We start from the raw sequence: 15,848 nt of genomic DNA on the forward strand, positions 1-15,848 counted from the left end.
ATCGGCTTTTTGAATCCATTGAAGAGTTAGAATCTTTGTTGCATCAACTTTTAAATGAAGACAAGCTAGTTATTAATTGGGGGCGGAAACTGAAAAATAAGGGTAATGCTCTTATCACAGTTTAAATGCATAACAGCTTAATTAAGCTGATTAATATTTAAACCGATCGCATGAGTCACTCAATTCACTCAAATTCTGCCTTGATTCTTATTGTTGATGATGACCGATTTACGCGGATCATGCTGCGTCACATCATCGAAAAAGAGGGTAACAGAGTCGAAGAAGTAGAGAATGGAGAATAATGCCTTGCGACTTACGCCCAGCTACAACCGAATATGGTACTGCTTGATGCCATGATGCCAGAGATGGATGGTTTTACCTGTTGCCGCAAACTGCAAGCCTTGATGGGTAGCGATCGCACTCCTATTTTAATGATTACGGGATTGGATGACCAAACCTCGGTGGATCGGGCGTTTGAAGCGGGTGCGGTGGATTATGTGACTAAACCGATTCACGCCCCCGTGTTACGGCGACGAGTGCGTCGTTTGCTGGAAGCGAGTTGGGCTAAATTAGCCGGAGAGGAACTCACCCCTCAAACGCCAGATTGCTGTTACCAAGTTCGCTATTTATCAAAAAATGGGACGGTAGCCTATATTGAAGTATATGCCCGCCTACTCTTAAATGAAAATGGGACTCTCAGAGGAATTTCCGGCACACTCAATGATATCACTGAACGCAAGCAAGCAGAGGAAGAATTACAGCGTCAAAATCAGATATTGCAACAGGAATTAAATCAAGCCGCCGACTACGTGCGATCGCTCTTACCGCGTCCCCGACTGTTGCCTATTCCCTGTTGCCTCTCCCCACCACAAGACGATGACCAATGAAAACAAACACCAAGCAGACACCCGAAATCGTACCACCTTCAGTCCTCAACCCTCAGCCTTCTGCTTGCTCATCCTCAGTCTGCTCCTGCCTTTAACAAGCTGTGCCAGAACGGAAACGGAAATAGCTGAATCTCCACCAACGTCCTCTGTAGAAACCACCGTTGTGCAACACGTCACCGGAGAACCTGTCAGAGTAGGAATTCTTGCTATTGATAGTGCCGTATCTGTCAACGAACGGTATAGTCCTTTATTGAACTATCTCTCTGAAGTTACGGGTCGTCCCGTTGAATTGATACCCTTAACCCAGGAAAGTCAATTTACGGAAGTAGCAGAGGGAAATCTGGATTTTACCCTGAATAATCCCCTCGCTGCTGTCCAAATTCGTCGGCTCTACAATACCGAATTTCTCACCACCCATGTTCGCCCCCAAACGGGTGCAGAATTTAGTGCCTTAATTATCGTCAAGCGGGATAGTGACATTCAAACCCTGGAAGACTTACGGGGAAAGACAGCCGCCTGCGTGGATTTTGAAACCGCTGCGGCGGGTTGTATTTTTCAAATCTATCATCTACAGCAAAACGGTATCGATCCATTTACTGAATTTAGTAGTTTTGTAGAAAATAAATCCCAAGATAACATTGTATTAGCGGTTCTCAATGGCACAATTGATGTCGGGTTTGTTCGGACTGGGCAATTGGAAAAAATGGTTAACAAAGGATTAATAAACAGTACCGATGAGGTTAAAATTATTAACCCAGCCAACGACAATTTCTACTACAAACATACCACGGCGCTCTATCCAGAGTGGTCTTTGGCGGCGCTCCCGGATACTGACCCACAACTCGTGGACAAGGTTAAGGATGCACTGCTGAATATCCCCGCCAATCATCCTGCTTTAACGGCTGCTCGATTAGAGAAATTTGCGCCAGCCGCCGACTATTCCGAACTCGATCGCCTAATTGAAACCTTAAAGCTCAAAAGCTGGAACGCCAAGCCTTAGTTCAACGGGAACTGTACTAGAGACGCCGACGATGACTCTCAAACGGAAAACATTAGGCAAGTGGAATCAAAGCATTACTCTCCGCTATCTGGGAATTGCCAGTAGTGTCTTAGTTGTCAGCCAATTACTCTTTGGCGTTTTGCAGATCAACAGACGATTTACTGTTCAGTTAACCAACCTTGAGCAACGAGCCGAAGATCAGGCTGAATTTTTAAGCGCCGTCAGTCCAGAAGCCGTTCTCGATTGGGACTTTTTGACTCTAGAACGGTTGATGAAACAAACCAATGTGGATGATGATATTGTCTACAGCGTCGTTCTTGATTCAGAGGGAAAACCGTTAACTCGGTTTATCAATCAGGATGAACCAATTGTAGCAGAAGCGATGGAGTTTACGGCGTCTGAAGGTGATCTCCTTGCCCTGATTTCTGCTGTCGCACAGAACCCCGTCGTGCGCGAATTCCGCAAACCCATTGTTTCTGGGGGTCGATCCCTGGGAGAAATTCGCCTCGGCTATTCTATTGCTAATGTTCAACAAGAGTTATACCACTCGGCAGTCACCACGTTAATTGCCTCCATTTCAATTAGTATTTTGCTGGCAACCGTGACGATTATCCTGTTTAATCGACAAGTTCGTTGTCCATTGCAAGAGTTAGCGGAACTTGCACAAGCCCTAGCTAACGGTGAACTGAATCGCCGTGCTGATATTACCCACAATGACGAAATCGGGCAACTAAAAGCCGCATTTAACCGCATGGCGGGTCAACTGCAACAAACCCTGGAAGGGTTACAGCAGCGGATTATTGAGCGTGAGCAAGCGGAAGCCCAGTTACAGCAGACGGCAATCGAGTTAGCTCGAACTCGGGATGAAGCCTTAGCCGCCACCCGCGCCAAAGGGGATTTTCTGGCAACGATGAGTCACGAAATCCGCACGCCGATGAATGGGGTGATTGGCATGACTGGATTGCTTTTAGATACCCAACTTACTCCCCGGCAGCAGGAATTCACCGAAACCATTCGCAATTGCGGTGATGCGCTGCTGGTCATTATTAATGATATCCTAGACTTTTCTAAGATTGAATCGGGCAAGCTGGATTTAGAAGAACACCCCTTTGATCTGCGAACTTGTATTGAAGAAGCCCTCGACTTACTGGCGCCCAGAGCTGCCCAGAAAAAATTGGAATTGGCTTATCTGATTAAACCTGGGACGCCCGACCGAATTATCGGGGATGTTACCCGCTTGCGGCAAATCTTGGTCAACTTATTGGGAAATGCGATTAAATTTACCCAGGACGGGGAAGTAACGGTTGAAGTCAATGCCAAAGAATTCGGGACTGAAGCGTTACCGATATCTGCTGCGACTTGCCCGAATTACAAGATTCAGTTTGCAATTAAGGATACAGGCATTGGCATTCCTGGCGATCGCCTTCCCCTGCTCTTTCAGTCCTTTAGTCAAGTGGATTCCTCAACCTCACGCCAATATGGGGGTACAGGATTAGGATTAGCCATCAGCAAACGTCTCAGCGAAATGATGGGGGGGACAACATGGGTAGAGAGTCAGGTGGGAGTTGGCTCGACGTTTTATTTTACGATTGTGGCAGAGTCTATTGCCGAGTTGGGGGATAATATCTCCACCCCTCAACCTCAGCTAGCGGGACGGCGAGTCCTGATCGTCGATGATAACGCCACAAACCGACAAATTTTGACGCTGCAAACCCAGTCCTGGGGAATGATCCCCCAAACGGTTGAGTCTGGGGAAGATGCGCTGACGCGAATGGCTCAGGAGGAGGATTTCGAGTTAGCAATTTTAGATATGCAAATGCCGGGAATGGATGGCTTAACCCTGGCTGCTGCGATTCACCAACAGCCCAAGTATCAGCAATTACCGTTAATGATGCTCACCTCATTGGGGGGTGCGGAAGGACTATCGGGATTAGCGAAGGCGAAGTTGGCGGCATTTCTGAACAAACCCGTGAAGCAGTCGCAACTCTACGAGACATTAATTCAAGTGTTTAGTGGTCAACCCCACAAAATCACGCGATCGCGTACCCAATCCCTCCAACTTGACGCTACCTTGGCACAGCGGCTACCCCTGCGAATTTTAGTCGCGGAAGACAATATGGTGAACCAACAGTTAGCGCTACAACTGCTGCGACGGATGGGGTATCGAGCCGATATTGCTGCCAATGGTTTAGAAGTGCTAGAAGCCTTGCAGCGTCAGCCCTACGATGTGGTCTTCATGGACGTACACATGCCGGACATGGATGGGTTAACTGCCACGCAACACATCTGCCAAACCTGGGACACAGCCGCCCGCCCTCGGATTATTGCCATGACAGCCAATGCCATGCAAGGCGATCGGGAAAAATGTCTTCGTGCTGGTATGGATGACTATATTAGCAAGCCGATTCGGGTTGAGGAATTGGTTCGAGCGTTGCATGAATGTTTGCCACGAGAGGATGAGGGAGCTGAGGAAGCTGGGGAAGCTGGGGGAGCTGGGGGAGCTGGGGGAGCTGGGGGAGCTGGGGAAGCTGGGGGAGCTGGGGGAGCTGGGGGAGCTGGGGGAGCTGGGGGAGCTGAGGAAGCTGGGGGAGCTGGGATTGTTGCCATGACAGCTAATGCCATGGAAGGCGATAGTAGCAAGTCGATTCACGTTAAAGAATCAGTTCAAGTCTTGAACCCGTCTGTGCCAAAACAGGAGACAATAGAACCAGCACCCACGAGTCAAGCGGCGTTAAACCTGGAGGTTCTACAAGCCTTTCGAGCCGCAATCGGAGATGCTGCCTCAGACTGTTTAGCGCAATTAATTGATATTTTCTTAACCGAAACTCCGACGTTAATCCAAGCGATGGAAACCGCGATCGTCCAGAGCGATGCAGCAGGGTTAGAACAGTCCGCTCATACTCTCAAATCGAGCAGCGCGTCTCTAGGGGCAATCACGTTCTCAGAGTACTGCAAAAATTTAGAAAAACTGGGACAAGGTGATCAATTAACCACCGCGTCTGAGATTATGTCCCCGCTTAAGTTTGAGTATGAACGAGTTAAAGTCGAATTGATGGATATCAAGGGCTGGAGGTGAAGGCTAAGTAGGTGGACACAATAAAAGCTAACAGTGGAGAACTCGCTCCCTTGAGAAGCAAGCTACGTCATTCGTCCTTTGTAAGGGTTTGAGGCTTGTTTACAAAACTTAGTACAGTGCTGTTTTCTTTTGTCCGACTACTTATAGCCAAAGATGGTACCAAAAAGAAGACAGGCAGTAAAGCAAAAGGAGATAATGATTGTATAGGTAGACATGATACAACTCTCAACCCGATACAGATGCCTCCCTTACCTAGCAATGAAGCCGATCGACTCAAAGCACTTGAACGATATCATATTCTCGATACGTTGCCAGAAAAGGCATTTGACGATTTAACCAAGATGGCGGCGTACATCTGTGACGCTCCCATTGCCTTAATTAGCCTTCTCGATGCCACTCGGCAGTGGTTTAAGTCAAAGGTGGGTATAGATGCTACCCAAACCCCCAAAGAACAGGCGTTCTGCGCTCATGCGATTCTGAAGCCAGATCAGGTGTTAATGGTTCCGAATGCCCTAGATGATGAGCGGTTTGCCCAGAACCCTTTAGTCACCTCTGAACCCAACATCCGTTTTTATGCTGGGACTCCTCTTGTCACTCCCGATGGTTTTGCGTTGGGTACTCTTTGCGTAATTGACCAAGTGCCGCGCCAGTTGACTCCAGAACAGATAGAAGCCCTAGAAGCCTTGGGGCGTCAAGTGATCGCTCAAATTGAGTTACGACTGAATGTTGATAAATTAGAACGCCAGATGCAAGCCTTACAAAAGGCTGAAAACAATTACCGCAGTATTTTTGAGAATGCGGTTGAGGGAATCTATCAAACCACACCCGATGGGCATTATATTAGCGCGAATCCTGCCCTCGCCCGGATATATGGCTATGCCTCAGCCGCCGAGTTAATCGCTTCGGTTACCGATATTGGACAACAGCTTTACGTTGACCCCTCAAAACGGGCTGAGTTTATCAACCGGATGCAGCAACAGGGAGCAGTATCTCACTTTGAAGTTCAAGTCTATCGGCGCGATGGGAGCTTGATCTGGATTATGGAAAATGCCCGGGCGGTTCGCGATCGCAAGGGGACATTACTCTATTATGAAGGCTCCGTCGAAGATATTACTCAGCAAAAGCAAGCCCAAACCGCCCTAGAACAGCAAAATCGGATGCTGCAAGACGCCAGACAAGTCGCCGAAAAAGCCAATAAAGCCAAAAGCGAATTCCTGGCAATGATGAGCCACGAGATCCGCACCCCGATGAATGGTGTAATCGGGATGACGGGATTGCTTCTGGATACCGAACTGACCCCAGATCAGCGCCATTTTGCCGAAACCATCCGCAACAGTGGTGATACACTGCTGACAATCATCAACGATATTCTCGACTTCTCCAAAATTGAGTCGGGCAAGTTGGATTTGGAAGAACAACCCTTTGAACTCAGAGACTGTATTGAAGACGCACTGGATTTACTGGCGGCGAAAGCGGCGGCGAAAAAACTAGAGTTAGGCTATCGCTTCGACTCGTCAATTCCTGATCAGGTGAGGGGAGATGTGACGCGAGTCCGCCAAATTTTAGTGAATTTATTAAGTAATGCGATTAAATTTACCGCAGCCGGAGAAATAGTGGTTTCGGTGACAGGGCGGAAATTGGAGAGTGAGGCAGATTCTCACCCAGACTCCAATCGTTACCACATTCAATTTGCGGTTAACGATACAGGGATTGGTATCGCTCCCCAACGGATGCACCGCTTATTCAAGCCATTCAGTCAAGTGGATTCCTCCACCAGCCGCCAATATGGGGGGACAGGGTTAGGATTAGCGATTTGCAAACAGTTGAGTGCGATGATGGGCGGTACGATGTGGGTGGAAAGTCACGGCACTGTGGCGGGTAATCCTCCTGCGGGTTGGCAACTATCGGCGGAACAGCCATCTGAGTCAGGTTCAACCTTCTATTTCATGATCACGGTTGAGTCAGTGGCGGGTGCTGTAGCACAGACAGTTTACTCTCCATCCTGTCTCTCTGGGAAGCGGCTGTTAATTATAGATGATAACGCCACGAACCGGGACTTTTTAAGCCGACAAGCAGAGGCTTGGTCAATGGTAACGAATACAGCATCCTCAGCGACAGAGGCGATCGCCTTAATTGAACAAAAGCCACCCTTTGATTTAGCCATTCTGGATATGCAGATGCCGCAAGTCGATGGTTTGAGTTTAGCCGCTACCCTGCGTCAGCGCCCTGATTGTCAGCAGTTACCGCTGATTATGCTCACCTCCATTGGCATCCCAGAAAAGGAGTTGAATGCTGCCCAGGTTGATTTTGCGGCTTTCTTGAATAAACCGATTAAACAGTCTCAACTGTACAGTGTTTTGGTTCAAACCTTAGGGGGAGTGCCAACTAAGGTTAAATCCTGCCGTTCTCAGGGGGTTAAACTCGACTCGCAAATGGCATCGCGACTACCCCGGCGCATTTTAGTGGCGGAGGACAATCTGGTGAATCAACTGTTAGCGGTGCGGTTATTGCAGCGGATGGGTTATCGAGCCGATGTGGTGGGTGACGGGCTTGAAGCTCTGGAAGCCTTGCATCGTCAACCTTATGATATGGTATTTATGGATGTCCAGATGCCGCACATGGATGGTTTGGAAGCCACGCAACGCATCTGCCAAACTTGGGATGCTGCCACCCGTCCTCGAATTATTGCGATGACAGCTAATGCCATGGAAGGCGATCGTCAAGAGTGTTTGAATGCTGGTATGGATGATTATATCAGCAAGCCGATTCGTGTGGATGAATTGGTGCGAGTCTTGAACCAGTCTGTGCCAAACCAGGAGACGATAGAACCCGCACCAAGACGTGAAGCGGCGCTTGACCTTGAGGTTCTGCAAGCCTTGCGAGAAAATCTTGGAGAGGGTGCATCAGCATGTTTGGCTCAATTAATTACGGTTTTCTTAGCCGAAACTCCAGCATTAATCCAAGGGATGGAGACAGCCATTGTTCAGGGAGATGCAACCGGGCTAGAAGCATCCGCCCATACTCTCAAGTCAAGCAGTGCGTCTCTAGGGGCAATACCGTTTTCGGAATATTGCGAAAAGTTAGAAAGAATGGGAGAAAATGAGCAATTAACCACCGCTTCCGAGGTTGTGTCGCGACTGAAGCGGGAGTTTGAACGAGTCAAAGCGGCATTAAGGGAGATTAAGGTCGAGTAAAGGCAGGGTGTGGGGTGTAGAGTAGGGGTGGGTTTAGGGACAATCTGTAGGGGCGGGTTTAGGGACAATCTGTAGGGGCGGGTTTAGGGACAATTTGTAGGGGCGGGTTTAGGGACTAAAATCGGCTACTCGGAACTAACTGAAAAACAAAACCCGCCCTCCTCTTGTGCAAGAATGCCACCAGAATACTACAAAAACAATGAGTTCGTAGTAGTCACGAAGTTATTGGTTGGGTTCAAAGTTTTGGCAGGGCGGGTTTTGAATGAAATGGAGTGATTTCCCCGTTACGTGAGTTCCTAAACCCGCCCCTACATTTGGATTGGCTGGTAGATATAGCACTACGCACTAAGGTTAGGACAAATTAAATTTTGTCTGACTACTTAGGCTAGATTCTAGGATACATTTACTGCCGGGTAAAGATGGAGAGAAGGGCGGGTTTTGGATGAAATGTAGTGATTTCCCCGTTGCGCGAGTTCCTAAACCCGCCCCTACATTTGGATTGGCTGGTAAGGAATCCTCGTGCGTTGACACCGGGGAGGATCTAAAATAAACAAAAGTAGAGTCAGGAGCCAGTTTACTGGGAGTCGCCTATCGAAACGATCTATGGCAATCTGGTCGGATTAAAGCCTAGCCAGCTTAAACAACTGCAACGCCTCTATCACCAGCGCTTACCAGGCGATCGCCTGACGACGCCGGAATTTGCTCAACGGTTGGCTGCGATTAGTGCTGATCTCAAACAGCCCTTATGTACTTACCTGAATCGTCGAGGACAGGTGATTCGAGTCGGAGTGGGAACACCAACGCAAACCAAAATCCCCCCCTTGGAGTTACCCCGCTATGGTGCAGAACGATTGTGTGGGATTCGCTGTATTGCGACTCAACTCAAATCCCATACCCCGCGTAATGCTGACTTAACCGCCATGGCGATTCAACGCTTGGATGCGTTAGTCCTGCTAACCGTGAGTGAGTCAGGATTTGAACGGCGGGGGGGAGGCGCAACCGGGTATGTGAATGAAACCTATTTAGCCCACCTGATTCCCGTTACTCAGTCTTCCAGACAAGACACCGAGGGTCAACCGAGTTGGCATTTATCCCCAGCATTGAGTCTGGATCTGTTGACTAAACAAGATTTCTTTGATTTAGTCGAAGGACTTGAAGCCGAATTTCGCCGCGAATTCATCGCCCAACACGTCGATGTTGATCAAGATCGGGTGTTGATTGTCGGCTTAATGACATCAGATATGAGTAAGGGGCAGTTTGAAGACGGGTTAGCCGAAATTGCCCGACTGGTGCAAACCGCTGGCGGGGAAGTATTACAGACGCTGCGACAAAGGCGATCGCAACCCCATCCTCAAACCGTTGTCGGCGCGGGAAAGGTGCAGGAAATTGCCCTGACAGTGCAGACATTAGGGGCGAATCTAGTCGTATTTGACCGCGACTTATCCCCCGCCCAAGTTCGCAACCTAGAAGCCCAAACCGGGGTACGAGTCGTTGATCGCACGGAAGTTATATTAGACATTTTCGCTCAACGCGCCCAATCCCGTGCCGGGAAATTACAGGTCGAATTAGCCCAATTAGAATACATGCTGCCGCGCCTCACGGGTCGAGGTCAAGCCATGTCCCGATTAGGCGGTGGAATTGGCACTCGTGGTCCAGGGGAAACCAAACTGGAAACCGAACGCCGTGCGATTCAGCGCCGAATTGCCCGATTGCAACAAGAGGTGAACCAGTTGCAGGCACATCGATCGCGGATGCGACAACGACGCCAAAAACAAGATGTACCGACGATTTCTGTTGTGGGTTATACAAATGCTGGCAAATCGACGTTGTTAAATACATTAACGAATGCCGAAGTCTACACCGCTGATCAATTGTTTGCCACCCTTGACCCCACTACCCGACGTTTACCGATTACTTATGCGGAGACTGGGGAATCGATTACGGTTTTGCTAACCGATACCGTGGGATTCATTCACGAATTACCACCCCCCCTCGTCGATTCCTTCCGCGCCACGTTGGAAGAGGTGACAGAAGCCGATGCGTTAATCCATCTGGTGGATTTATCCCATCCCGCCTGGCAAAATCATATTCGTTCAGTCATGTCCATTTTGGCAGACATGCCTGTGACACCGGGACCGATTCTAGTGGTATTTAACAAGATTGACGAAGTAGACAGTGATACCCTAGCCGTAGCCCAAGAAGAATTTCCCCAAGGGGTATTTGTTTCAGCTAGCAAACGGTTAGGACTAGAAACTCTGCGGCAAAAAATAGCCCAGTTAGTGGATTATGCTATAGCACCGCAAATGTAGATGGGGTGATGGGGAGATGGGGAGATGGGGAAGCTGGGGAAGCTGGGGAAGCGGGGGAAGCTGGGGGAGCAGGGGAAGATGAGGGAGAAGATTTGCAATCAACAAATGACCAATGACCAATGACAAATGACAAATGACCAATGACAAATGACAAATGACACAATATAATTTTACAATTATCGGTGGCGGAATAGTTGGCTTGTCTACGGCTTTAGCAATCGGACAACGCTACCCTGACTGTAAGATTTTAGTCCTGGAAAAAGAGAACTGTTGGGCATATCATCAAACGGGCAATAATAGCGGGGTCATTCATTCGGGAATTTATTATAAACCAGGCAGTTTTAAATCCAAGTTTGCCCGTGAAGGGAATCTGTCTATGGTCAGATTTTGTCAGGAACATGGGATTCCTCATGATGTTTGTGGCAAAGTGATTGTGGCGACAGAAGCGGAGGAATTACCGTTGCTGGATAATCTCTATCAACGGGGATTAGAGAATGGGTTAACGGTGAAGCGAATTAGTCCGGAAGAGGTAGCAGAAATTGAACCTTATGTGCGTTCTGTTGGCGGAATCCGCGTGACGGCGACAGGGATTGTCGATTATCGGCAAGTGTGTGAAAAGTATGTGGAATTAATTAGCGCCCAAGGGGGAGAACTGCGATTAAATACAACCGTGCAGAATCTGCGAGAAACGGTTGATGGTTTAGTCGTCGAAACCAATCAAGGTGAATTTGAAACAAAGATGGCGATTAACTGTGCTGGATTGCAGAGCGATCGCGTGGTGAAATTGGGTCAGATGCAGCCTCCCGCTAAGATTATACCGTTTCGGGGGGAATATTACGAACTGAAGCCGGAAAAGCGATATTTAGTCAAGCATCTGATTTATCCGGTTCCGAATCCGAATTTCCCCTTCTTAGGGGTTCATTTTACCCGCATGATTGATGGTGGGATTCATGCCGGTCCAAATGCAGTGCTGAGTTTTAAGCGAGAAGGCTATAAAAAGACGGATTTTGACTGGGGAGATTTTATAGAGATTATCACGTTTCCGGGGTGTTGGAAATTAGCACAAAGTTATTGGAAAATTGGCGTGGATGAAATCATTCGTTCCTTTAGTAAAGCGGCATTTGTTCGCAGTTTACAACGGTTAATTCCTGAGATTCAAGCTGATGATTTAATGCCCACTCATGCAGGCGTTCGCGCCCAAGCCTTGATGGAGAATGGTCAATTAGTGGATGATTTTCTGATTGTCGAAGGACATAAAACGCTGCATGTCTGTAATGCGCCCTCTCCAGCGGCTACTGCTTCCCTGGAAATTGGACGTGCGATCGCGGATCGGATTGAGGGTTGATATGGCTTTCGTTTAAATCCTCAGAATTAAGTCATCATGGGCGTTTGTTTTCCATTCTTGAAGACTTTTTGGACAAATAATCTTTAAACATTTGGTTCCCTGAGTTCTCTAAATTAATTTTCATTATGACACCCTAGTCTGTAAGAGATGAATTATATCAAAGATTTGCGAAATTATAAACAAAGGCGAAACCCTAATTCGGCTTAAAAGGGGGATGCGCTAATTCATTTCAAGTAAATAACTAAAAAATTAATATATTTAACAGTTTAAAGAATTGTAACAGCATTCTCCAATCTTGTCGTCAATGTAGTTTAAGATTAGAGACAAGAGGAAGCTAAGGATTTGAATATCGGGGTGGGTTGTCGTGAACTGTTCAGGACTCAATCAAATTGACAAAATCTGACTAACGGCAAGCCTGAATAATCTCCCCAGGTTCTTGAATGGACAGATATAGAGTGTATCGTTGATAAAACCTTATTGAGTTAGGCGAGTCATGACAAATAAGCTCTCATCTCTGAGTCAGTATGTCCGATCGCTCACACCATTGACAGCTCTTGCTGTTGCTGTAGAAATCAGCTTTGGCGCAACCGCTGCACAAGCCCTACAATTTAACTTTAGTCCGTCATCGGGGACGTCTCAACAGGCGATTGATGGATTCACGGCGGCTGGAGATTTTTGGTCTGATCAATTCACTGATGATATTACCGTCAACATTGACATTGGTTTTGAGTCGCTGGGTTCTGGCATTTTAGGTCAGGCGAGTAGTAATACAGTTGGGAGTCGCTACTCTACTGTTCGCAATGCCTTAAGTAATGACCGATTATCTACGGATGATAATACGGCGGTCGCCAATTTGCAAAAGGGTTCGTTTCTTGATTTTCTGACGACTGATCCATTTTCGGGTAAAACGATCAGGGATAATAATTTCACCGCCAATAATTATTATCTGGATATCAACCGAGCAAACGCCAAGGCTCTTGGTTTACTGAGTGGGAACCATAGCTCGACTGATGCGACGATTAAATTCAACAGTGACTTCAATTTCGACTTTAATCCCAGTAATGGAATTAGCAACAATGCTGTCGATTTTATGGGAGTAGCGGTTCATGAAATCGGTCATGCTTTAGGGTTTGTCAGTGGCGTGGATATTGTAGACTATTATTCCGAAGATGGACCAGGCGCTCCATTATCACTTGATCGGTACAGAATCTTCAGTCCACTGGATCTGTTTCGCTACTCTGAAAATAGTGCCAACCAGGGTATTCTGGACTTAGCCGCCGGAAGCAAGGCGTATTTTTCCATTGATGGGGGAGATACAAACCTGGGTTTATTTTCCACGGGTAGCTATAACGGAGATGGACGCCAAGCTAGTCACTGGAAGGATAACCGCAGTTTGGGAATCATGGACCCGACAGCAGCACGCGGCGAACTTTTAAGTATTAGTGACTTGGATTTGCAAGCCTTTGATGTTATTGGTTGGAATCTGGCGGGTAATACCAGTAGCAATAATACAGGTTCGGCGAATAGTCTTCTGAGTACATCCACGAATAACAACGTTTCTGATATGGAGAATTTTGCCATGGCTAATCAGTATTTGACGAGTACGGATGATGCAACCTCAGTCCCAGAACCAACCTCTGTGATTGGGTTAATCGCGCTGGGTGTAGGATTTGGGTTACAACGGTGTTGGCGCGATAGTCGTTAGTTAGCCTCGCCTGTCAAGGTCAACGTTGTAGGGGCGACCCGCCGCATTCAATTGACACCACCCAACCCTTAATTTTATCGGGTCGCCCTGCATCAAGCGTACCTTTGGACAAGGGCGAGTCGAGATAGGTAATTGGAGACACCTTCTACGATGTGCAGCGACTCGCCCCTACAGAAGGAAACTTAACAAAATCTAGGGCTAAGGTTCCCTGACTACGAACAGGCTAAAGCCCTGACTACGAACGAAATAATTCCTTATGTCACTAAATACCGCTTCAGAAAATGTTCTAGGGATTCCATTTGTAAATTGTAGACTGACTCAATTTCAGTAATTTGTTCCGGCGTACAGAAAAACTCATTCGTGATTAAGGTTCGCAGTGTATTTAACCCATTACTAATTTTGGGATTAACCAACTCTAACGCCGTTTTTACCCCATCAAAGACAAATAAGGGCGGATTGATAATAATCGGTTCTCGATTAAAGACATGACCAAAAATCTGAGGGATATCTTCCCGTTTGAGAATATCGGGTCCCCCTACCGAAAAAATTTGATTGTGTGCGGCTTCAATGCTAATCGAATCAACAGCGATTTTGGCTAAATCATCGGTACTCACAATAGAGGAGCGATGTTTGGGATTCCCGTTGAGCAAATAAACCCCCGTTTCCCGAAATCGCTCCGCTAGCGGTAAAAGATTGGAGGCAAAACCAGAGGGGCGAAGAATCGTATAGGTGATATCACTCCCTTGTAAATACTTTTCCGTGGCTCGCTTCGCCTTAAACACGGGTGCATTTTCATACTCTCGTTCTGCACCTAACACCGAAATATAGACAAACTGCTTCATTCCCAGCATTTTTGCCTGATCAATCAGTTCTCGATTGGCGCGATAATCGATGGCTTGAGCATTGCCTCCAGACCCGTGAGCGCTAATAATATAATCAACTCCCTGACAGGCTTTTTCGATGTCTCTATCATCGCTCAAATCGCCAATAAATATTTCCGCGCCTCGGTTTTCTAATTCCTTATAATTTGACGATAACCGAACAAATGCCCGCACGGGTAATTCCTGTTCCCGTAACACCCGGACAATCCGGCGTCCTAATCCTCCCGTAGCACCTGTTACTAAATACATAAAAACCTCCTCATTCTCTGCGTTAATATAAAGGGCGACCCCTCACCCCCAGCCCCTCTCCCAAGCTTGGGAGAGGGGAGCAAGAGGGGAGCAAGAGGGAAGCAAGAGAATCCAGTTCCCCTTCTCCCGTGCAACAAAAGCGAAGCATATCTTAACTCGAATGGCACTGAAATAAGTATTAGGAAATTGCCGAAACTTTTGATATACAGGAGGGTGGGTTTCGACTCCGCTCAACCCACCCGCTTTAAATCAGTGCCATTCATCTTAACTCTCAAATTCAACAATCACTGGTGCATGATCGCTCGGTTTCTCCAGTTTTCTAGGTTCTACATCAATCCTACAACGGGTTGCGGCTTCATACAGCTTAGGGGTCAGATAATGATGGTCAATTCGCCACCCTCGATTCCGGCTAAACCCGCCATGGCGATAATCCCACCAGCTAAAATGACCCCCCTCTTGAGTAAACTTGCGAAACGCATCTCCTAAGCCTAGCGCTAACACTTCCTCTAAGGCTTGGCGTTCTGCTGGCGATGCCATGATATGCTTGTCTTTATTCTTGGGATTATGAATATCTCGGTCATCGGGAGCAATGTTAAAATCCCCACAGATACAGAGTTGATGAGGTTGAGTCTCTAAGAGCGATCGCACATACTCCTTTAACAGCTTTAACCAGCTTAGTTTATACTCATACTTCTCACTTCCCACCTCAGCACCATTGGGAACATAGAGATTAATAATCCGAACGCCATCCAGAATCCCGGTAATCAGCCGCTTTTGCCCGTCTAATTCCCCCACCTCCTCCGGCGTCAACACGCCTGTAAACCCCACAGTCACGGCTTCTAAGGGTTTACGGCTAAACAGTGCTACACCGTTATAGGATTTTTGCCCCGACACATAGAGATGATAGCCTAAGTCTTCAAAGGGCGATCGCGGAAATTGCTCATCCACTACCTTGGTTTCTTGTAGACACAGCACATCCACAGGATTTTCGGTTAACCACTGACGGACATGATCTTGGCGGGTGCGAATTGAGTTGACATTCCAGGTAGCAATTTTCATAATATAGCAATCCTATTTAGGTTGTGGCAAAATTCCATACTGAAAAATTTTCGGAAAATCGAATATTTGACCATCAGCAAAAAATTCAAATAGCCACTTAACTATTTTAAAAGAGCTGCAAAGATGATAAAATTGTCTAATGA

At 47.3% G+C, this 15,848-nt stretch carries 10 protein-coding genes and 2 pseudogenes; 9 read left to right on the plus strand and 3 right to left on the minus strand.

Features of this window, described 5'->3' with window-relative positions:
- The 9 genes and pseudogenes from RID53_RS32825 to RID53_RS32865 all read left to right on the plus strand — a co-directional run.
- Window positions 1-125 (plus strand): annotated as a pseudogene (locus RID53_RS32825) (IS630 family transposase); the annotation flags it as partial.
- Window positions 126-170: 45 nt separating this feature from the next.
- Window positions 171-302: a hypothetical protein gene (locus RID53_RS32830; protein WP_446392085.1), complete on the plus strand. Its 132-nt coding sequence runs from the start codon at window positions 171-173 to the stop codon at window positions 300-302.
- A gap of 33 nt (window positions 303-335) precedes the next feature.
- Entirely contained in the window at window positions 336-887 is a 552-nt protein-coding gene (locus tag RID53_RS32835; protein WP_446392086.1) for a response regulator, read from the plus strand.
- Window positions 877-1,887 (plus strand): phosphate/phosphite/phosphonate ABC transporter substrate-binding protein, encoded by a 1,011-nt coding sequence (locus tag RID53_RS32840; RefSeq protein WP_446392087.1) that lies wholly within the window; start codon window positions 877-879, stop codon window positions 1,885-1,887. The genes RID53_RS32835 and RID53_RS32840 overlap by 11 nt, the downstream gene beginning before the upstream one ends.
- Before the next feature lie 31 nt (window positions 1,888-1,918).
- A complete protein-coding gene (locus RID53_RS32845; RefSeq protein ID WP_446392088.1) occupies window positions 1,919-4,963 on the plus strand; it encodes a response regulator in 3,045 nt (1,014 codons plus the stop codon).
- 239 nt (window positions 4,964-5,202) lie between these two features.
- Complete coding sequence (locus RID53_RS32850; protein WP_446392089.1) at window positions 5,203-8,157, plus strand: response regulator; 2,955 nt, start codon at window positions 5,203-5,205, stop codon at window positions 8,155-8,157.
- 590 nt (window positions 8,158-8,747) lie between these two features.
- Complete coding sequence (gene hflX, locus RID53_RS32855; RefSeq protein WP_446392094.1) at window positions 8,748-10,466, plus strand: GTPase HflX; 1,719 nt, start codon at window positions 8,748-8,750, stop codon at window positions 10,464-10,466.
- A 154-nt stretch (window positions 10,467-10,620) separates the two neighbouring features.
- The gene (lhgO, locus tag RID53_RS32860; RefSeq protein ID WP_446392090.1) at window positions 10,621-11,811 is read left to right on the plus strand and encodes an L-2-hydroxyglutarate oxidase; all 1,191 of its coding nucleotides are present in this window, start codon (window positions 10,621-10,623) and stop codon (window positions 11,809-11,811) included.
- Window positions 11,812-12,304: 493 nt separating this feature from the next.
- Window positions 12,305-13,516 (plus strand): NF038122 family metalloprotease, encoded by a 1,212-nt coding sequence (locus tag RID53_RS32865; RefSeq protein ID WP_446392091.1) that lies wholly within the window; start codon window positions 12,305-12,307, stop codon window positions 13,514-13,516.
- Between the two features lie 254 nt (window positions 13,517-13,770).
- Here the strand turns inward: RID53_RS32865 and RID53_RS32870 are convergent, their stop codons facing one another.
- From RID53_RS32870 to RID53_RS32880, 3 genes and pseudogenes are all read right to left on the minus strand, one after another.
- Window positions 13,771-14,646, minus strand: coding sequence for an SDR family oxidoreductase (locus RID53_RS32870; protein ID WP_446392092.1), 876 nt, complete (start codon window positions 14,644-14,646; stop codon window positions 13,771-13,773).
- Between the two features lie 264 nt (window positions 14,647-14,910).
- The gene (xth, locus tag RID53_RS32875) at window positions 14,911-15,705 is read right to left on the minus strand and encodes an exodeoxyribonuclease III (RefSeq protein WP_446392093.1); all 795 of its coding nucleotides are present in this window, start codon (window positions 15,703-15,705) and stop codon (window positions 14,911-14,913) included.
- A 12-nt stretch (window positions 15,706-15,717) separates the two neighbouring features.
- Window positions 15,718-15,848 (minus strand): annotated as a pseudogene (locus tag RID53_RS32880) (IS630 family transposase); the annotation flags it as partial.

It is taken from the genome of Coleofasciculus sp. B1-GNL1-01 (assembly GCF_040220235.1).
Taxonomy (GTDB): Bacteria; Cyanobacteriota; Cyanobacteriia; order Cyanobacteriales; family Coleofasciculaceae; genus Coleofasciculus.